We start from the raw sequence: 19096 nt of genomic DNA, 5'->3' as shown, positions 1-19096 counted from the left end.
GCACCTTCCTGGCGGTCAGGGCTCTGCGGTCATGGCTGTGCGGCGCCGATATGGGCCAGCAACTCATCCTCGGCGGCGTCAAGGTAGCGCCGAAGCTCTGCAGCGGCTTCTTCCCGCTGGCCTGACCGGATCTGCGCCACAAGGGCAGCGTTGCGCTCCACGTAGTGGCTGTGAAAATCCGGAGTGGTGGCCATTGCATGGAATACCAGGCGCATCTCAGCCAGGACCTTTTCCATCAACTCATCCAACGAAACGCTGCCGGAAAGTGAGACGAGGGCTTTGTGCAGTTCCTGGTTGGCGTCTGCCATGCCCTGGATTGACCCTGCAGCCAACGCCTCGCGGGCCTGCAAGATGATGGCATCGAGCCGGTCCAGCGTATTGTCAGGAATGTCCCCCCAAAGCACTGCAGCCGGCTCAATCATCCGCCGCACCCGGTAAATCTCCCGAACATCTTCCGCTCCCGGAGCTGCCACGTACACTCCCCTGTTGGGGATGCGCTGGACCACGGACTCGCCCGCCAAAACGGTGAAGGCCTCCCGCAAGGTGTTACGGGAAACCCCAAGGGCCTCTGAAAGCTTCTGTTCCGACAGCTTGGTCCCCGGCGGGAGCTGCCCGGCGGAGATCCTCGCGCGAAGAACAGCCGCAACCCAAGCGCCGGTATGGGCATGGATGGCGTGACCATTGTCGGCGATCCCTTGGAGTGCAGCGTTCATGGGCATGGTCCCAATCTACCTAAGCCAGACGTGATCCAGCTCTTTGGGCCAGAACCTTCCACTTCGCAGGGGCCCCAAGGACCTGTCAAACGCAGGAGGAGAGTAAACAAGAATTAAAAGTAAGTAGCCTTATAAAGCTTGCGCAATGAATAGCGGGCCAATACTTTCCCAACTGGAAGATTTACTGGGAACCCAACGAATTAAAAAGACAGCCAGATGATCCTCAAAGTTGACCATTTCCAGCGAAACCTTGGCCCTCCAAAGCGGCCTGGCCAGCTCGCGTAGCAATCGCCAGACTGCACTGAAAGATCGCAGTCCCTCTTTTCCCTACGAACTCGGGCTTCTTTCCAAGCATCGTCAAAGTACAGCTCTAAGCGCCGCCGATAGTACAGTATCGATAGTTATATACCAAAAGTTTTAATCATTCTGTTTATTAATTGGTTTGTATTGCAAATGTTGCGGACTTGACAAAGTTATGGATGCCCCTAACTATTTACCGTGGGGGAAGCACTAAAAGCACACTGCATCTGCGCGACCCGTACAACACGCGGGTCAAAGTCTGGCCCCGAACGATCTACAGGGGGTAGACCGTTGTATAAAAGACGCCCAAATGCCGATACGGCAAAAACAAAGACCAGGCCAGCCAGTGCCTCGAGACGAAGTTTAAGTCTCCTTACCAGCGGTGCACTGATCGCAGGAATCTTTACAGTGGGGGGCATCGGCCTTAGCGTGCCGACTCCTGCGGTTGCAGCCCCACCGCTCGCATGCGAGTCGGTCTATTCCATCCAGGGCGCGTCTCCGCGCAATCTCTGGGTCGTGGATACAGCCACCGGCACCCAGACCAGTGTGGGCACATTCAACATCCCTGCTTCAGGCAGTCTCAACGGCCTCGGGATTGCCGCTGATGGAAGTGCCGCCTTCGGTGTTCTTCCCACTGTAGATGCGGGTCGAATGATCTACCGCCTTGACCGGGCGACGGATACCACCACCGCTCTCGGCGCCGGCGAGGTTGATACCCCTATCACGCATGGTGCAATCAACCCCGCCACCGGGTTCTACTACTACGGCGGATTCAGGGCAGGCATCCTTGAGATTTACGGATTCAACACAACCACTAACACCTCAATCGGTCTCGTAGCCAGCGGAACAGTTCCCAATGCCGGCGGCAGCGGCGACTGGGCTTTCGACCGGCAGGGCCGTCTTTACGTAATCGGCGGTGGAGACGCAGAGAGCGTCCTGACCGTTGTCAACCAGCAGCTACCGACGTCCCCGGGCGCGCCCATCACAGTCACCGGCACCCAGATCGTTTCCATCGTGACCACGCAGACGATAAACGGTATCGCTTTTGGCGGCGACGGAATGCTTTATCTGGGCAGCGGCACTAACCTGCGCCAGGTAGACCCCGTGACCGGCACAGTGATCAGCACCCAGCCCTTCTCGCAAACCGGATCAGTGGATCTCGCTTCCTGCGCCACTCCCAACACCATCTCGGTGCAAAAGGACTTTCCGGCAGGTCGCGTTGCTCCAGCCGACCAGGTGACCGTGGCCCTGAGCGGCGGAGGACTCCCCGCGGGCATTGACGGCACTACCGCAGGCTCGGATCCAGGACTCCAGGATGAGCCAGCTGAGATCGCCGGCCCGGTCTTTGGCCGCGCAGGCAACACCTACACCATTTCCGAAAGCGGGGCAGGCAGCGCACCGAGCGGCCCGTCGGCTTTCGGATACGCCTCAAGCTGGACCTGTATCAACGACAACACTGGCGGCACGATCGCTAGCGGGACAGGTACCAGCGGCGAATTCGTCATGCCGGATGCCGGCGCAGCTGGCGTAGCCGTAGTCTGCACGTTCACTAATGCAGCGCAGGTCACCGGCGTCACGTTGGATAAGCAAGCCGGCGCAGCGACAGGAAACACTGCCGGTTCGACAGTGACGTACACGTTCGATGTGACCAACACCGGCACAGTGCCACTGGACACGGTGACGGTAACCGACCCCTTAGTTGGCACAGTGACGTGTCCTCCGGGCCCGTTGGCAGTTGGGTCAACAACCACCTGCACAGCCCCGCCTTACACACTCACCCAGAACGATGTCAACGCAGGCCAGGTTGTGAACAACGCGTCCGCTACCGGGACGGTCGCCGGACTGCCCCCGGCCAACGACGAGGACACGGAAACCATTCTCATCGAACGGAACCCGTCTCTGTCTGTGGATAAGCAAGCAGGGACACCGACGGACGTCAACAACTCCGGAATCACCGACGCAGGCGACACCATCCAGTACACCTTCACCGTCACTAACGACGGAAATCTCCCAATCACCGGCTTGTCCATTGCCGATAACCTCCTGGCCGGCCAGAGCCCGGCAATTGCAGTCACCTGTGAGGAAACTGCACTTGCACCCGGCGCTTTCACAACCTGCACCGCGGGCCAGCCTTACACCATCACAGGAGGCGATGAAACGGCTGGCGAAGTGGTGAACACCGCCACCGCAAACGGCGTGGACCCGAGCAACACCCCTGTTGTATCGGACCCAGACAGCACCCGCACAGTGGTCACGGCACAGCAGAACCTGCTGGTGGTCGAAAAGAGCGCGGGCGAGCCCGTAGACGTCAACGCCTCTGGGATCACCGATGCCGGAGACACCATCCAGTACACCTTCAGGGCCACCAATAACGGGAATGTCGCTGTGACCGACCTGGTTATCAACGACGGCCTTCTCAGCGGACTGGACCCGGCAATCACTGTGAGCTGCGAGGAGACCACACTTGCCCCCGGAGAATCTACTGACTGTGCAGCCAGCGCGGTTTACGTAGTCACCGAAGCCGACGAGGCTAACGGTTCTGTGGAAAACACGGCCACCGCAGAGGGTACCGATCCCGACGGCGACCCCGTCGTATCTGTTCCCGATGAGACCACCACCGAGGTCGTCGTTCCACAGCCCGCGCTGGGGATCGAGAAGACTGCCGGGGCACCTGCGGACCTTAACAACTCAGGGATCACCGACGCCGGCGACACCATCCAGTACACCTTCACCGTGACCAACACTGGAAACGTGACAATCCACGACGTCGTTGTCAATGATCCTCTGATCGGCACCGTCACCTGCGTCAGCACGACGCTGGTCGCAGGTGCTCCTACCGAATGCGTAGCGGACGCCGTCTATGTAGTAACCGAGGGCGACGAGGACTCCGGCTCAGTGGATAACGCCGCCACCGCTACCGGTACCGACCCTGACGACGCACCCGTGAATTCGGAAGAGGACACCACATCCACTCCGGTTACCGCACCGGCCCCGGCCCTCGGCATCGACAAAACCGCCGGAGTACCGGTGGATGTCAACAGCTCAGGGATCACCGACGCCGGTGACACCATCCAGTACAGCTTCACGGTGACCAACATCGGAAACGTTCCCGTCCGGGACGTGGGCGTCAACGATCCCATGGTTGGCGAGGTCACCTGTACAGTTACGCCCGCGGTGCCGGCAGGAGACCCGATTACCCTGGCTGTCGGACAATCGTCAGCGTGTGCAGCGGACGCAGCCTATGTAGTGACAGAAGCAGACGAGGTCAACGGGTCAGTGGACAACATCGCCACCAGCACCGGCACCGACCCCGACGGCGGCACTGTCACTTCCGTGCCGGACACCACCACCACCGAAGTAACGCTGCCGGATCCCTCCCTGGTCATCGAAAAGACCGCCGGGAACCCGACTGATGTCAACAACTCCGGGATCACAGACGCCGGCGACACCATTCAGTTCACCTTCCGTGTAACCAACGACGGCAACGTGCCGGTCACCTCAGTAGGCGTGGTGGACCCGCTCGTCGGAACCGTTCTCTGCAATGAGACGGTATTGGCACCCGCTGCCTTCACCGACTGCGCAGCTGAAGCGGTGTACACCATCACCGCCGATGATGAGGTGGCGAACGTCGTCGCCAATACAGCCCGGGCAACCGGCATCGACCCGAACGAGGAACCCCTCGAGTCGGATCCCGATTCAACCAACACGCCCGTAACCGAACAGGCACCGGTGCTGACCTTGGAGAAAACAGCCGGGGAACCAGTCGACGCCAACAACAACGACACGGTTGATCCCGGCGACACGATCCAGTTCACGTTCCTGGTAACCAACGACGGCAACGTGCCGGTCCGCGAGATCGAGGTCAACGATCCCATTACAGGCAGTGTTACCTGTGAGGAACTTCAGCTTGGAGTGGGCGAGTCAACCGACTGCTCAGCCGATGAGCTGTACGTGATCACGCAAGCCGATGTGGATGCCGGTCGGGTTGTAAACGTTGCCACGGGAGAGGGAATCGACCCCGACAACGAGCCGACTGTCTCGAACGAGGACTCAACCACAACGACGATTGCACGCTCTGCGGAACTCCAGATTGAAAAGAACGCAGAACTGATCGACGGTGACGGCGACAAGTTGGCCGATGTGGATGAGGGAATCCAGTACACCTTCACAGTCACAAACACGGGCAATGTAACCATCACGGAAGTCCGGGTCGACGATCCCAAGGCCGGTGCAGTTACCTGTTCCGAAAATGTCCTTGCACCGGGAGCGTCCACAACGTGTTCCGCAGATGAGCGGTACGTGGTAACCCAGGCAGATGTCGATGCTGGGTTCATCGACAACGTGGCCACCGCAGCCGGCACGCCGCCGGCAGGTATGGAACCGGTGGTTTCCGTTCCGGACACCACCTCCACCCAGGCGCAGGTGACTCAGGCTCTCAAGCTCGAGAAGGACAACGCACTACGTGACGTAGACGGCGGTGGTGTTGCCGACGCAGGGGAGGTCATCCAGTACACCTTCACGGCTATCAACACGGGAACAGTCACCCTGAATGATCTTCAGATTGATGATCCCCGGCTGACGGCCGCGGGGGTAACCGTCTCCTGCCCCGCCACCACAGTGGCTCCCGGTGAGTCTGTCATCTGCACTGCCGACTACAAGGTGCAGGCCGCTGATGTTGCATCCGGCAATCCAATCGAGAATGTGGCCAGCGCCAAGGCCCTCGGTCTTGGTGGGGTCGCACTCTCACCGGAGGACGCAACCGAAACGCCTGTCACCAAGAAGGATGCCGGCGCTCCGCTGGCAAACACCGGACGTTCCCTCGCTAACACCGGTGGCGTTGCCTTCGTCGCAGCGGGCATGGCCGGTGTGCTCCTGCTTGGAGGACTGGCCCTGACCGTGGTGTCCCGCCGCCGCAGGGCGTAGTGGGAGTGCGGGTGCTACGGCCTTGGTCGTAGCACCCGTCTCAGGCACTCAAACAAGAACGGCACCCAGAACTGCTGCCCAAGGCTTCCCGGACCCGCTCCGGGAACACAAAAGCGGCGATTGGATCATGTCCCCCCGGATAGCCCCAGTCGCCGCTTTCGTGTGTCTGCCCGAATGACCACGCGGCCAAGTCATCAAACAAAATGCTTGCAGGATAGTAAGGATGCTGATTAACTCATGACATGGGCCGATACCCGTCGGCATTGCCATAATGAAAGGGAAGTGCAGTCATGGGAATTCTCGGATTTCTCCTGCTCGGTCTCATTGCTGGAGCAATTGCTAAAGCCATCCTTCCGGGCCGGCAAGGCGGAGGATGGGTCGTCACACTCGTTTTGGGTGTCGTCGGAGCAATACTCGGCGGATGGATCGGTTCGCTGATTTTTGGTGGAGGTCTTGGTGAGTTCTTTGATCTCCGGACTTGGCTGTTGGCCATTCTCGGCGCCGTCATAGTTCTCGCTATCTACGGTGCGGTTGCCGGCCGCAGAAGCCGGGTCTGACTCGGGGGCCCACTGACTTAAAGAGCTTTCCTGGTCTGTGGGAATGGTCATACTGAAGGGCGGGCGAATGCCCGCCCTTCAGTATGTCAACAGCCAGTCACCCTGAGGCGCCGGCCATAGGCCCGCACCCGATCTTCGGATTCACCCGACCTTCGCGAGGACCTCGCCGCTTCCGACAGCGGTGCCCGCCTCCTGCGGCCCTCTCGCCACAATCCCTGCACGGTGGGCAACAACAGTGGTTTCCATTTTCATGGCCTCCAGAACGGCCACCGGCTGACCAGCTTCCACGGCATCACCAGTCTCCACCAGCCACTTCACCAGCGAGCCGGACATGGGCGAGGTGAGACTGGCGTCGTCGACTCCCAGGGAACGAGCCGCGGAAGGAGCCGCACCGGAACCACCGCCCCCGCTGAGGAGTGCCTCATAGAGCCTGGCGGGCAACCCAAGCTGCACTGCTTTGCCGTCCAGCTCCACCGTAATCGTGCTGCGGGCGGCGTCGGGCGCGGTACGGGCGATCTCCGGTGAGGCTGCAAGGGTTTCGGCGAATTCGTTCTCGATCCAGGTTGTGTGGACCCCCAGTCGCTCTTCCGCAATGAAGTCGGGGTGACGCACTACGGCACGGTGAAACGGCAACACTGTGGGCAGCCCCTTGATCTGCATCTCATCGAGGGCGGCCCGTGCCCGGCGCAGTGCCTGGGGACGGTCCTCGCCGTAGACGATCAGTTTTGCCATCAGCGAGTCGTAGTCGCCGGGTACCACGGATCCGGAACGGACTCCGGAATCAACGCGGATGCCGGGGCCTGTCGGTGGCTCGAAGATGTCCACGGTTCCCGGTCCGGGCAGGAATCCTCGCGCGGGATCTTCAGCATTAAGCCTGAATTCAAAAGCATGTCCACTGGGTTCCGGATCTTCGGTGAAAGGCAGGACTCCTCCTGAAGCTATGCGGAACTGTTCGCGAACCAGGTCCACGCCCGATGTTTCCTCTGTCACGGGATGCTCCACTTGAAGCCTGGTGTTCACCTCCAGGAAGGAGATGATGCCGTCCTTACCCACGAGATACTCGACCGTTCCGGCGCCGTGATAGTTGGCCTCCCGGCAAATTGCCTTGGCGGAGGCGTGGATCTGGGCGCGCTGCTCCTCCGTTAGGAACGGGGCAGGGGCCTCCTCCACGAGCTTCTGGTTGCGGCGTTGCAGTGAGCAGTCGCGCGTCCCCAGCACCATCACGTTGCCGTGGATGTCCGCCAGGACCTGCGCTTCAACGTGCCGGGGCTGGTCAAGGAAGCGCTCCACGAAGCACTCCCCCCTCCCAAACGCCACCGTGGATTCACGGACAGCGGATTCGAAGGCGTCCTCAATGTCCTCAAGGCGCCTTGCTACCTTCAGTCCCCGGCCGCCGCCGCCAAACGCTGCCTTGATGGCCACCGGGAGGCCGTATTCCTGGGCGAACGCCAGCACCTCGCCGGCGTTCGCCACCGGACCGTCACTGCCTGGTACCAAGGGGGCGCCCGCCCGCACAGCGATGTCGCGGGCCGTTACTTTATTGCCCAATTCGCGGATGGACTGCGGCGTGGGGCCAATCCAGGTCAACCCCGCGTCCATCACGGCCTGGGCGAAGTCGGCATTCTCGGAAAGGAACCCGTAACCAGGGTGGACGGCGTCGGCCGCGGCGCGGCGTGCCACGCCGATCAGTTTGGTCATATCAAGGTATGTCTCGGCACCCGAGGTCCCGTTGAGGGCATAGGCCTCGTCCGCCAACCGCACGTGGAGAGCATCGGCGTCGGGATCTGAATAGACGGCAACAGACTGAAGGCCGGCGTCAGAGCAGGCACGGGCAATTCGCACGGCAATCTCGCCGCGGTTGGCGATCAGGACCTTTTTCATGACGGGATTCCTTCGGAAATTACGCCGCTCACGGCGGGTGCAGGGTGATGAAGCGGTACGGCTGACACAAGGGGTTCCAGTGTGGAGGGGTCCACCACGGTGAACCGGACCCGGTGGCCTGGCGGCAGCTGTGCCGCCGTCGGAAGGTCTTCAGGGACGACGACGGCGATCACCGGATAGCCGCCCGTCACAGGATGATCGGCGAGGAAAAGAACAGGATTGCCGCTGGGCGGAACCTGAAGGGCGCCTGCCACCGCGCCTTCGCTGGCCAGCTCCCCCTCGCGATTGCGGACCAGGGATTCACCTGTGTCGCCATCAGGAACAAGACGGACGCCGATCCGGTTCGACTGCTCCGTCACGTGCCATTCCTGGCCTGAAAGACTCCCCAATGCCTGTTCCGTGAACCAGTCATCGCGCGGACCGAAGGTGATCCGGAGCTCAGCGGTCACTGACCCTGCCCGGAGGGTGGAGGCTTCCGGATGGCCCACTGGGCGGACACCCTCAACCTGGGCCACCGGCAGTTCGATTCCCGAGACCAGCGGCGGCGGGCCAACCCCGGACATCGAGTCAGTGGACCGGCTGCCGAGCACCGGCGGAACAGCAAAACCGCCGCGGGCCGCCAGGTAACAACGCAGCCCAGAGGATGGGGCACCAAGGGTGAGGCTTTCGCCGTCGAGCAAAGCAAAGGGAGCGCAGCCGATGGGGCGACGCAAGGCAGCACCATCGGCCGAGCGGATCTCGAGCGGTGCCTTGGCGCCTGCCACCGCCAGTACCTGGTCGCCCTTTGCCCGCACAGTGAGTCCGCCGAGGAGGTTCTCGACGACGGCGGCGCCGGGCTCGTTCCCTACCAGCCTGTTGGCCTGGCGGGCTGATTGCTGGTCGGCCGCCCCGGATGCCGACACGCCAAGGTCGCCAAGTCCCGGCCGGCCCAAATCCTGCAATAGCGACTGCAACCCGGACGACTCCACAGCCAGGCCATACATCAACTCATTCTGTACCACGCTTTTTGTCGCCTCGGCGCCCAAAGCGCGCGTGCGTGCGGGGCTCGCCTTGGCAGCTCCTACTGCCACATAACGGACCTTGTCTCCCGGGCGGATTAGGGCTGGCTGCTCCCGGCCGAGGTCCCAGAGAACCGCCGACGTGCGTCCGATCAGCTGCCACCCGCCCGGCGATTGCCGAGGATACACGGCTGAGAACTCGCCGCCCAAGGCCACGGCTCCGGCGGGAACGGCTGTGCGGGGTGAAGTCCTGCGCGGGACTGTGAGGCTGCTGTTTTCGCCCACGAGGTAGGTGAAGCCCGGGGCGAAGCCGCCGAAAGCCGCGGTCCAGACCTGGCTGGTGTGGGCGGTTACGACGCCGTCGGCCCCAAGTCCCGTGAGCCTGCCCACCTCGGCGAGATCCTCGCCGTCGTACACCACCTCAATGGTGACCTCGCGTCCGCCTTCGTGGCGCAGCACGTCCACGTCAAAATCGCCCACGACGGCGCGCGCTGCAAGCGCCTGCGGGTGGGTTGCGAATTTCACCAGCACGGTAGCTGCGGCAGCGACGGCGTCGAGCTGGCCGGGGAACGGCTCCGCCTGCAGCTGGTGATGGAAAGCCAGCACGGACGCGAGATCGGTCAGTTCTACCAGCAACGCCCTCGGGCCGGCCCAGCGGATTCCGATAATGCTCATGCAAAGCTCCGGACCGTGACGCCTGCGGCTTCCAGTCCGGCACGAACGGCACCGGCCATCGCTACGGCGCCAGCTGTGTCACCGTGAACGCAGATGCTGTCGGCCCGCACGTCAAGGGTGGACCCGTCCCGCGCCATAATCTTGCCCTCAATTGCGAGCCGGACCATATTCCCGGTGATCACATCGTTGTTGTGCAGCACCGCACCCTCTTCCCGGCGGGACACCAGCGTGCCGTCGGGATTGTAGGCGCGGTCCGCAAAAGCCTCCGAGAGGGCACGCAGGCCGCGTGATTCTGCCTGGCGCAAGGCCACCGAGCCGGGGAGTAGCAGCAGCGGGAGCCCGGGGCTGAAGGCATGGACGGCGTCTACCACAGCTTGGGCGTGGACCTCATGATGGACGATCGTGTTGTACAGAGCACCATGGGGTTTGACGTACTTAACGTCCGAGCCTGCTGCCCTGGCCAGGGCCTGCAGGGCTCCCAGCTGGTACAGGACGTCGTCCGCGAGTTCCGTGGCAGAGCAGTCCAGGAACCGTCGGCCAAAACCCGCCAGGTCGCGGTACCCCACATGGGCTCCGATGGTGACACCCGCGGCGACGGCGTCGCGACAGGTCTGCGCAATGGTGCTCGGGTCACCTGCATGGAAACCGCAGGCCACGTTGGCACTGGAAACATGGCGGAAAACGGCGGCGTCGTCGCCCATGGTCCAGTTGCCGAAGGACTCTCCGACGTCGCTGTTCAGATCAATGAAAGGCATTGTGACCCTCGTCTCAGGTTGGCTACTCAACCATCATGCCTGATTTTTCTAGATTGTTCAACAATCTTTGATGAGGTCCGTGAAACGTGGGAAGGAGCCGTCCGTTTCAGTCCTGATGCAGCTGTACGTAGTTTCCGCAGCCGTCATCCAGCACAACTGAAATTCCAGTGGCACCGTCGGTCGGCTCAGACTGGAAAATTACACCCTGCGCGGAGAGCCGCTTGTACTCAGCCCAGACATCCGCAACGCCCAGGACTATGGCAGGCATCCCTGAATCGTGCAGGCCGTTCATGTATGCAGCGCCAATGGGATTGCCGCTGGGTTCCAGCAGGAGGCCTACTCCTCCCTTGCCGGAATCCCCGCTGCTGTCCGGGTCCTTGACAATGTAGAGGTTGTATTCAGGCATTGCCATCATCGTTTCAAAACCCAGAATGCGGGTGTAAAACTCGTGGGCCGCTGCCGGGTCCTTCACATGGATGCTGCACATTTTCAGTCGCATGGTGCCAAGGCTACGCCCGCCTGCAGGCCTGTGAACGCGGAGCAACACGCGGGGACCTGAAACTCGCTGCGACCTGGCCCGCGCTCCCCGCACCATCTAGAGAGGGTTTCCCTTTAGGTAGGAGTTCCAGAGTTGGGCATCCGCGCCCAGAGCCGGGATGCCCAACAGGGATTTACTTTTGCCGTTTTCCCCTTGGGGGGTCTACTTTGCGAGGAAGGCGAGCAGAGCCTCGTTCACTTCCTCAGCATGGGTCCACAGAAGTCCGTGCGGAGCTCCCTCGATCTCCACGTAGTCGGCTGTGGGCAGAGCCTTGTAAAAGGGCCGCCCGGTAGCGTCGATGGGGAGGATGTTGTCCGCGGTTCCATGCAGAATGAGCGCGGGAACGTCGATCTTCGGAATGTCCGCCCTGAAATCCGTGGTCCAGGTGGGCACAGCAGCACTCGAGGCGTACCAGGAAGCGCCGGCAGCGACATTCCAGCTGTTGCGCAGGGCCTCCTCGGAGAGCCTGCTTCCCAGGTTCTCATCTGTGTTGTAGAAGTTGTTGTAGAAGTCGGAGAAGTAGGCGTAGCGGTCGGTGGTGACGGCGTCGAGTATTCCGTCGAAGACCTCCTGCGGGACGCCTTCGGGGTTGTCTTCGGTCAGCAGGAGGAACGGTTCCAAAGACGCGAGGAAAGCTGCTTTGGCAATACGTCCGGAGCCATACGTGCCCAGGTAGCGCCCCACCTCGCCTGTCCCCATTGAGAAGCCCACCAGGACGGCGTCGCGGAGGTCGAGGGTTTCGAGCAGGACGTTCAGATCGGCTGCGAAGGTGTCGTAGTCGTATCCGGCGGTGGGCTGGCTTGAGCGCCCGAAACCCCGGCGGTCATAGGTGATGACCCGGTAGCCGGCGTTGAGCAAGGCCGCGCTCTGCTTCTCCCAAGAATGGCCATCCAGAGGGTAACCGTGGATGAGCACCACAGGCTGGCCGGCGCCATGGTCCTCGTAGTACAGCTCGATGTCAGTGCTGTTTTCTGTTCCAACCGTAATGAAAGCCATGGGATGATCCTTTCGATTGCAGAGAACGAGCGTTCTCTGGTGGCATGAACTACTATAGAGAACGATCGTTATCCGCGCAAGTCAAACTGAAGAAGTGAGGAGATCCGGTGGCAAATGTGAGTGCACCCCTGACGAGGGGGTCGTCCGGGTCGCCTGATGATGATGCCGTGCGTGAGGCAGCTCTTGAAGCGGCGGACCGACTGTTTTACGCCAAAGGCGTCCAAGGCGTCGGGATGGATGAGCTTCGTAGCGCGTCCGGAATCTCGCTCAAGCGGCTCTACCGGCTGTTTCCGTCAAAGGACGCGATCGTTGAACAGGTCCTGCTGGGCCGTCACCGAAAATGGACGGAGGGAGTGGCAACAGCTGTAGCCCGCGAGATCCAACCCCGTGAGCGGCTCCTGGCCATCTACGATTTCCTCGCCTCCTGGTTCACCGAGGAGGACTTTCGGGGGTGCGCCTTCATCAACTCCTTCGGTGAGCTTGGAGGCACATCTCCGCGCGTCGCTGAGATCGTACGAAGCCACAAGGATGACTTCCAGAAGTACCTTTCAACGCTCACGGCCGAGATCGGCGCGCCGCCTTTTTTGGCGCCGCAGCTCGCCATCCTGGCCGAAGGGGCGCAGACCACTGCGGCGATCTCCGGCAGTGCCGAGCCGGCCAGGCAAGCCCGCGCGGCTGCCGAAGTACTGATCGACTCGGCACTGTCACACCGATAACGCCGGAGATGGCACCGCCAGTGACCACTATGCCGGAACGGTGACTTTGCCGGCGCCGGCCAGCGGAAGGTCACCGCCTCCGGTCGCCTCCACAATCCGCGCAGCCGTCAACTGCCCCATCCGAACGGCTCCATCAACATGCTGGTAACCCTCGGCGGCGAGGTCGGAAGAGGACCAAAAGATCGGCCCAACGGGGGCATGCTGATCCTTGCCATAACGATGCAACCCGCCGAGGTCGTAGCTTGAGGCGTAAGCGCCCCGCGTCCACTCCTCCGAGCCCCAATCTGATTCGTAGTACACCTCCGGCTCAAGTGCCTTGTCACCAAGGAACCCGGCAATGGATTCCAGAACTGCCCGACGGCGGTGCTCTTCGTCCAGTTCGAAGACGGCGTCCGCCTTTTCATCAGAAATGAAGCCAACCAGTGTGCCGCGGGTATCCCCGTAGTTGGTGTTGTCGTAGACCTCCTGCACCAGGGAACTGGCGCTAAAGCATGTTCCGGACAGCCCTTCGTCACGCCAGAAGGGGGTCGAATACACGGCGTGGACCTTGATGACCAGGCCCAAAGACTGGTGCTGGTGCATCTGGTGCTGCCGGCGAGGGAGCGGCGGATTGAAGGAGACGCGGGAGTACAGGTTTGGCGGCACCGCCATAATCACAAAGCGCGCCCTGACCGTGGCGCGCTCGGAAAGAACTGTCACGCGGTGATCGGGGATTTCGCGGGCCGCGGTTCCGGCTTTGCTGTCTACTGCCCAGCTGATCGTGCGGACAGGACTGTTAAGTACGACGTCGTCACCCAGTTCCGCTGCCTGCAACAGGGAGACCTGTTGCATCCCGCCGACAACCCGCTTGTCGAGGATGAAGTCCTCGTCGGTCAAATGACTGAAAGACCCTGCGGACGCTGCCATCAGGACAGCTTGGAGTGCTGAAAAGGCGTGGGCAGGTTTGGTGAGCATTCCGCCGGCGATGTACAGCCCGATATTGTTGCAGGCCTCCTCGTCGGAAGAATGGCGGCGAAGCCAATGATGGAACGAGATGGTGTCGAGTTCGCGGGCCTTCGGATGGGCCCAGGGCTCTTTTGCCCCGATCTCTGCTGCGAGCCCGTCCAGCAGGGCAATCAGCTTGTCCATTTCCGCTGCTGTTGCTTCACCAACGGGAAAGGATCCACCCGAGTACCGGTGGTGTTTTCCGTCGGCACCGACGTAGATGGAATCGCCGCTCCTGTAACGGGAATAGAGGGAAAGGCCCAGCTCGTCCAGCAGCTCCATAAGAGCCGACTGGTCCGGAGAAACCCATTGCCCGCCGATTTCCAGCATGGCTCCATCAACTGTGTCGGTCCAGGTGCGGCCGCCCACACGGTCCCTGGCTTCCAGCACAACGACGCTGAGGCCGGCCTTTTTCAGTTCACGGGCTGCGGTAAGCCCCGATGGTCCCGCGCCCACGACGACGACGTCGCGATCAAGTTCCAGCATGATGTCCCTTTCTATGGCCGCAAGGTGATGCGTACCACTAAATGAATGCCATTCATTTATATGAGACTATAGCGCGTTCCGGGGTGCCCGGGAAGGGAGCGGTGGAATAATGCTGGGAAACCCATCTGAGAAAGGTCAGTAATGCCGGCATCCACGCGCGCCTCCGGAGAGGCTCCCCTCCGGGCAGAAGCGGAGCGCCGCAGGGCGGGACGCCCGTCGTCGGCAGTTTTGGACAAGGCGGGAATTACGGCTGCGGCACTGAAGCTGATCGAAAAAAGCGGCTACGACGGCCTGACTATGGCAGCTCTGGCTCGCTCACTGAACGTTGCACCCTCCGCCCTTTATAACCACGTCACCTCCAAAGACGACGTACTCCTGCTTGTGGAGGATCACCTTGCTGCCCTGGTGGATGTCTCATCTTTCGGCAGGGAACCATGGGACGAGGCCGTGCGGCAATGGGCGTGGAGCTACCGCGACGTTTTCGCCCAACACACGCCCCTGATTCCTGTCATCGCTGTACTCCCGGTCACGGACGCTCCCCAGACTCTGGCCATGTACGAGACAGTCAGCGCGGGGTTTAGCGACGCAGGCTTTCCAGCGGAACAGATCATCCCGGCCATCGTGGCTTTGGAATCGTTCATCTTCGGCTCCGCCTACGACGTCACAGCCCCCGCAGACATCTTCGATCCGGGGGACATGGCGGGCAGCACTCCAAATTTCAGCGGCGCCGTGGAGAGCCTGGCCCGGTTGGGCCATGAAAGGCCAGCGGATGTCGCCTTCACCCTGGGTCTCGATGCGCTGATCACCGGCTTTGGAGCGCTGCGTCAGCATTAAGCGTGAATAGCGTAAAAAACCAACTCCCGGGAAGCTTATATTACAAGTAAGAAGCTTGTATTATAAGTTCCAGGCAATGCCGCCTGGCATTCAGCGCAAAGGGAGAACTATGAGCAGCATCGATCTCATCCGTCACGTCAAACTTTCGACGGCCCGCCTGCCTCTGGCTGTGCCGATCAGTGACGCCAAGGTATTCACCGGTCGCCAGAAGCCGATGACGGAAGTGGTTTTCCTCTTCGCCGAAGTGCTGACCGAACAAGGCCACACCGGCTTCGGCTTCAGCTACTCCAAGCGTGCCGGAGGCCCCGCCCAGTATGCACATGCCAAGGAAGTCGTGGAAGGAGTCATCGGTGAGGATCCCAACGACATCGGCAAGATCTATACCAAGCTGCTCTGGGCCGGCGCTTCGGTAGGCCGTTCCGGAGTTGCCACTCAAGCACTGGCGGCAATCGACGTCGCACTTTATGACCTCAAGGCCAAGCGGGCAGGATTGCCGCTTGCCAAATTACTGGGTTCCTACCGTGACTCGGTGCGGACCTACAACACCTCAGGAGGATTCCTCAACGCCACCCTGGAAGAGGTCAAGTCCAGGGCATCGCAGTGCCTTGAGGAAGGAATCGGAGGTATCAAAATCAAGGTGGGCCTGCCCGATTCTGCAGAGGACCTGCGGCGTGTTGCGGGAGTCCGGGAACACATAGGCTGGGAGGTCCCGCTGATGGTCGATGCCAACCAGCAATGGGACCGCGGCACGGCCCTGCGGATGGGCAGGCGGCTCGAGGAATTCGACCTCATCTGGATCGAAGAACCCTTGGATGCGTACGACTTCGACGGCCATGCCCAACTCGCCCAGGCCTTGGACACGCCCATCGCCACAGGGGAGATGCTGGCCTCGGTGGCTGAGCATAAAGCACTGATGACCGCCAACGGCTGTGACATCATCCAACCCGACGCTCCCCGGGTAGGCGGTATCACCCAGTTCCTTCGCCTCGCCGCCCTCGCAGACGAACGGGGACTTGGACTTGCCCCGCACTTTGCCATGGAGATCCACCTCCACCTGGCCGCGGCCTATCCGACTGAGCCCTGGGTTGAACACTTCGACTGGCTGGATCCGCTCTTCAACGAACGGCTTGAAACCAAAAATGGCAGAATGCTGGTCCCCGACCGCCCCGGCCTTGGGGTGACCCTCAGCGATCAGGCACGTGCCTGGACCACCGATTCGGTGGAAGTTGGCGCGTAATCTTGGGGTCATGAGCCGAAACCTGACCGCCGACCTCGCAGCAGACCTGCGGAACCGCATTGTTGAGGGGACAATCCAGCCCGGAGAAAAACTGCCGAGCGAAAACACCTTGATCAGCGAGTTCGGTGTGAGCAGGACGGTGGTCCGGTCCGCCCTGACCCGGCTCCAGGCTGAGGGACTGGTGGAGACTGAACGCGGGCGCGGCAGTTTTGTCCTGACGCCCCCGATGGCCGGCCAAGCTGCCATACCCGGAACCCGGCCTGTGGCTACGTTGGAGGACCGGTTGCACCTAATCGAGTTCCGCATGGGGGTAGAAGGTGAAAGTGCGGCCCTTGCAGCCAAGAACCGCAGTGAGCGTCAGTTGAAGGCTGTTCAGGCTTCGCTCGAAGAATTCATGTCCAATTCAGGCCACCCCGCTCATGCCATGAAATCCGACTACGGCTTCCATCGGGCAATTGCAGCCGCAACGGGCAATCCTTACTACTCCGAGTGCTTGGCCAACCTGGGCCAGACCATGATCGCCATGCCGCGAACAAGGCTCATCAATGCAGCCGAGGACTACGCCCGTGACCACTTCGAACAAGTGACACAGGAGCACAGGTCCATCTATGCCGCCATCGCGGAACAGGATGAGCCGGCTGCCGCGGCGGCCATGCGCAACCACCTGGTGAATTCGCGACGCCGGCTGATCGCGGCCCAGCGTGGTGGCTCCGACTGACTGCGCAGCCCCGGCCGACTGATTCCAAAAGCAAAGCCCGATTCCGAATCAGGCTTAAAGAAAAGAACCCCGGTCCTAAGACCGGGGTTCTTTATTTGCGTGCGCGAGGGGGGATTTGAACCCCCACGCCCTTTCGGACACTGGCACCTGAAGCCAGCGCGTCTGCCGTTCCGCCACTCGCGCGCAACTTCTTTTAGCTGTTGACCGTCCAACATCAGGACCATCACCTGCGTAAAAGCAGCGAGATCAAGCATAACGGACAATCACGGTAAAACGCGAATCGCCCATACACGGGTCAGTAGGGCACCAAGCTACCGCACCGCCGTCGAAAGTGCCGCGCCCTGGTGTGCAGGACCCTGCACAGGCGGACGGAACGAACTATTCTTGCGGGGTGGACGTTGTCCATTAAGGCCATTCACAGTGGTGCCCAGTAGTATCTGATGTAGGAGTGGCTGCGCCCTGCACGCCCTCCGGGTATGAACTTGTGTCTGATCAACTTGTGTTCGAAAGCGTTAGCTGCACGGCAGCCGTGAGGAAAGGAGAGGGACCATGGGATTGCTGGACAAAGTCGAGCGCGGCATTGAAAAGGCCGTCCGCGGCGTCTTCTCCACCGGTTCCCGCGCGCAAGTGGAGCCTGTGGAAATCGCGAGCCGCCTGCGCCGCGAAGTCGACCACAAGGCCATCACCATTGCCGCCGGACGAACCCTCGCCCCCAACGTTTTTGACGTCAGGCTTAGCGACGAGGACTTCGTCAGGGCCCAGGAATGGGGCACTCCGCTCGCGGAAGAGCTCTGTGATGTTGTCATCGCCCACGTTCGGAGCCAGGGGTATACGCTCCAGGGTCCAGTGCGGATCTCCTTCCAGCGCGACGACGTCCTCCGTGCGGGAGACTTCGAAATCGGCTCCAGGACGGAGAAGTCCACGGGTGCGCCGTCAGCGCCGCCCGCTCCGCGCAGCAACCTTCCGGCAGCTCCGGCGCGTCAGCCAGTACGGATGCAGCCTGTCCTGGACATCGACGGCCAGCGCTATTCACTCAATGCAGCATCGATTGTTCTGGGCCGTTCGTCGGAAGCCGATATCCTCATCGATGACACAGGCGTTTCCCGGCGCCACCTTGAGGTCCGCACCGCCAAGGGAATCACGGAAGCTGTGGACCTCGGGTCCACCAACGGCAGTTACGTCAACGGACACAAGGTGGCAGGTAGCGTGGAACTGACCGACGGCTCAACCATCACGATGGGACGGACCAAAATTGTCTTTCGCCTCCTGCCCGCCAACACCGGTGGTCGCGCGTGAATGATGTTAGTGACCTGACCATCACAGTTCTTCGCTTCGGCTTCCTTCTGCTGCTCTGGGTCCTGATCTTCAGCATTGTTGCCGCCATGCGCCGTGATCTGATGATCGGCAAGAAAGCGGCAACAGGTGTACCCACAGCGCGCCAGATGCGGCGCAATCCCAATCTGGCAGAAGCTGCGCCTCCCCCCGTAAGGCAGCAGGCACGGCAACTGGTGGTTACTGAAGGACCGCTCAAGGGACGCACCATTCCTCTCGCGGCCAGCCCTATTCTGTTGGGGCGCGCACAGGAAGCAACCCTGGTTCTGGAGGACGACTACGCCTCCGGCCGGCATGCACGGCTGTTCCCGCAAGGCAGCCGCTGGTTCATTGAGGACCTCGGCTCCACGAACGGCACGTATCTGGCTGATCAACAGCTCACCCGGGCCCTTCCGGTTGAGATCGGCGTCCCCGTGAGAATCGGCAAGACGGTTATTGAATTGAGGCCATAGC

General features: G+C 61.5%; 15 protein-coding genes and 1 tRNA gene. 8 read left to right on the top strand and 8 right to left on the bottom strand.

Going from position 1 to position 19096, the window contains the following annotated elements; all coding sequences use genetic code 11:
• Window positions 1–29: 29 nt before the first annotated feature.
• Window positions 30–719 (bottom strand): GntR family transcriptional regulator, encoded by a 690-nt coding sequence (locus tag M1D88_RS00180; RefSeq protein ID WP_458112618.1) that lies wholly within the window; start codon window positions 717–719, stop codon window positions 30–32.
• An 810-nt stretch (window positions 720–1529) separates the two neighbouring features.
• Here M1D88_RS00180 and M1D88_RS00175 point away from each other — a divergent pair.
• Window positions 1530–5936 (top strand): beta strand repeat-containing protein, encoded by a 4407-nt coding sequence (locus M1D88_RS00175; RefSeq protein ID WP_458112617.1) that lies wholly within the window; start codon window positions 1530–1532, stop codon window positions 5934–5936.
• Window positions 5937–6226: 290 nt separating this feature from the next.
• On the top strand, window positions 6227–6493 hold the full coding sequence (locus tag M1D88_RS00170) for a GlsB/YeaQ/YmgE family stress response membrane protein (RefSeq protein WP_247041639.1): 267 nt from the start codon (window positions 6227–6229) through the stop codon (window positions 6491–6493).
• A gap of 141 nt (window positions 6494–6634) precedes the next feature.
• Here M1D88_RS00170 and M1D88_RS00165 read toward each other — a convergent pair whose 3' ends face one another.
• The 5 genes from M1D88_RS00165 to M1D88_RS00145 form a co-directional block, all read right to left on the bottom strand.
• Window positions 6635–8374 (bottom strand): acetyl/propionyl/methylcrotonyl-CoA carboxylase subunit alpha, encoded by a 1740-nt coding sequence (locus M1D88_RS00165; RefSeq protein ID WP_458112616.1) that lies wholly within the window; start codon window positions 8372–8374, stop codon window positions 6635–6637.
• Window positions 8371–10047 carry a 5-oxoprolinase subunit B/C family protein gene (locus tag M1D88_RS00160; protein ID WP_458112615.1) on the bottom strand — a complete coding sequence of 559 codons (1677 nt, stop codon included), beginning with the start codon at window positions 10045–10047 and terminating at the stop codon, window positions 8371–8373. Before M1D88_RS00160 ends, M1D88_RS00165 begins: the two co-directional genes overlap by 4 nt.
• The gene (locus M1D88_RS00155; protein ID WP_458112614.1) at window positions 10044–10802 is read right to left on the bottom strand and encodes a LamB/YcsF family protein; all 759 of its coding nucleotides are present in this window, start codon (window positions 10800–10802) and stop codon (window positions 10044–10046) included. Before M1D88_RS00155 ends, M1D88_RS00160 begins: the two co-directional genes overlap by 4 nt.
• Window positions 10803–10908: 106 nt before the next feature.
• Window positions 10909–11301, bottom strand: a complete 393-nt coding sequence (locus tag M1D88_RS00150) for a VOC family protein (protein ID WP_458112613.1) — start codon at window positions 11299–11301, stop codon at window positions 10909–10911.
• Window positions 11302–11502: 201 nt separating this feature from the next.
• On the bottom strand, window positions 11503–12336 hold the full coding sequence (locus M1D88_RS00145) for an alpha/beta fold hydrolase (protein WP_458112612.1): 834 nt from the start codon (window positions 12334–12336) through the stop codon (window positions 11503–11505).
• Between the two features lie 107 nt (window positions 12337–12443).
• Between M1D88_RS00145 and M1D88_RS00140 the strand changes: the two genes are divergently transcribed.
• Window positions 12444–13052 (top strand): TetR/AcrR family transcriptional regulator, encoded by a 609-nt coding sequence (locus M1D88_RS00140; protein ID WP_458112611.1) that lies wholly within the window; start codon window positions 12444–12446, stop codon window positions 13050–13052.
• A 27-nt stretch (window positions 13053–13079) separates the two neighbouring features.
• On the opposite strand, the gene M1D88_RS00135 is transcribed toward M1D88_RS00140, so the two are convergent.
• The gene (locus M1D88_RS00135) at window positions 13080–14522 is read right to left on the bottom strand and encodes a flavin monoamine oxidase family protein (RefSeq protein ID WP_458112610.1); all 1443 of its coding nucleotides are present in this window, start codon (window positions 14520–14522) and stop codon (window positions 13080–13082) included.
• 141 nt (window positions 14523–14663) lie between these two features.
• Between M1D88_RS00135 and M1D88_RS00130 the strand changes: the two genes are divergently transcribed.
• The 3 genes from M1D88_RS00130 (at window position 14664) to M1D88_RS00120 (ending at window position 17311) form a co-directional block, all read left to right on the top strand.
• Window positions 14664–15356, top strand: a complete 693-nt coding sequence (locus M1D88_RS00130) for a TetR/AcrR family transcriptional regulator (protein ID WP_458112609.1) — start codon at window positions 14664–14666, stop codon at window positions 15354–15356.
• A gap of 109 nt (window positions 15357–15465) precedes the next feature.
• Window positions 15466–16593, top strand: a complete 1128-nt coding sequence (locus tag M1D88_RS00125; RefSeq protein WP_458112608.1) for an L-talarate/galactarate dehydratase — start codon at window positions 15466–15468, stop codon at window positions 16591–16593.
• A 10-nt stretch (window positions 16594–16603) separates the two neighbouring features.
• Window positions 16604–17311 (top strand): FadR/GntR family transcriptional regulator, encoded by a 708-nt coding sequence (locus M1D88_RS00120; RefSeq protein ID WP_458112607.1) that lies wholly within the window; start codon window positions 16604–16606, stop codon window positions 17309–17311.
• Between the two features lie 100 nt (window positions 17312–17411).
• Here the strand turns inward: M1D88_RS00120 and M1D88_RS00115 are convergent.
• Window positions 17412–17494: transfer RNA gene (locus M1D88_RS00115), tRNA-Leu, on the bottom strand.
• 366 nt (window positions 17495–17860) lie between these two features.
• Here M1D88_RS00115 and M1D88_RS00110 point away from each other — a divergent pair.
• On the top strand, window positions 17861–18607 hold the full coding sequence (locus M1D88_RS00110) for an FhaA domain-containing protein (RefSeq protein ID WP_458112606.1): 747 nt from the start codon (window positions 17861–17863) through the stop codon (window positions 18605–18607).
• The gene (locus M1D88_RS00105; protein WP_458112605.1) at window positions 18604–19095 is read left to right on the top strand and encodes an FHA domain-containing protein FhaB/FipA; all 492 of its coding nucleotides are present in this window, start codon (window positions 18604–18606) and stop codon (window positions 19093–19095) included. Before M1D88_RS00110 ends, M1D88_RS00105 begins: the two co-directional genes overlap by 4 nt.
• Window position 19096 lies beyond the last annotated feature (1 nt).

The sequence above is a fragment of the Arthrobacter sp. R1-13 genome (assembly GCF_054161475.1).
The sequence above is the reverse complement of the archived record's forward strand: the minus strand, read 5'-3'. Positions and strand labels throughout refer to the sequence as shown.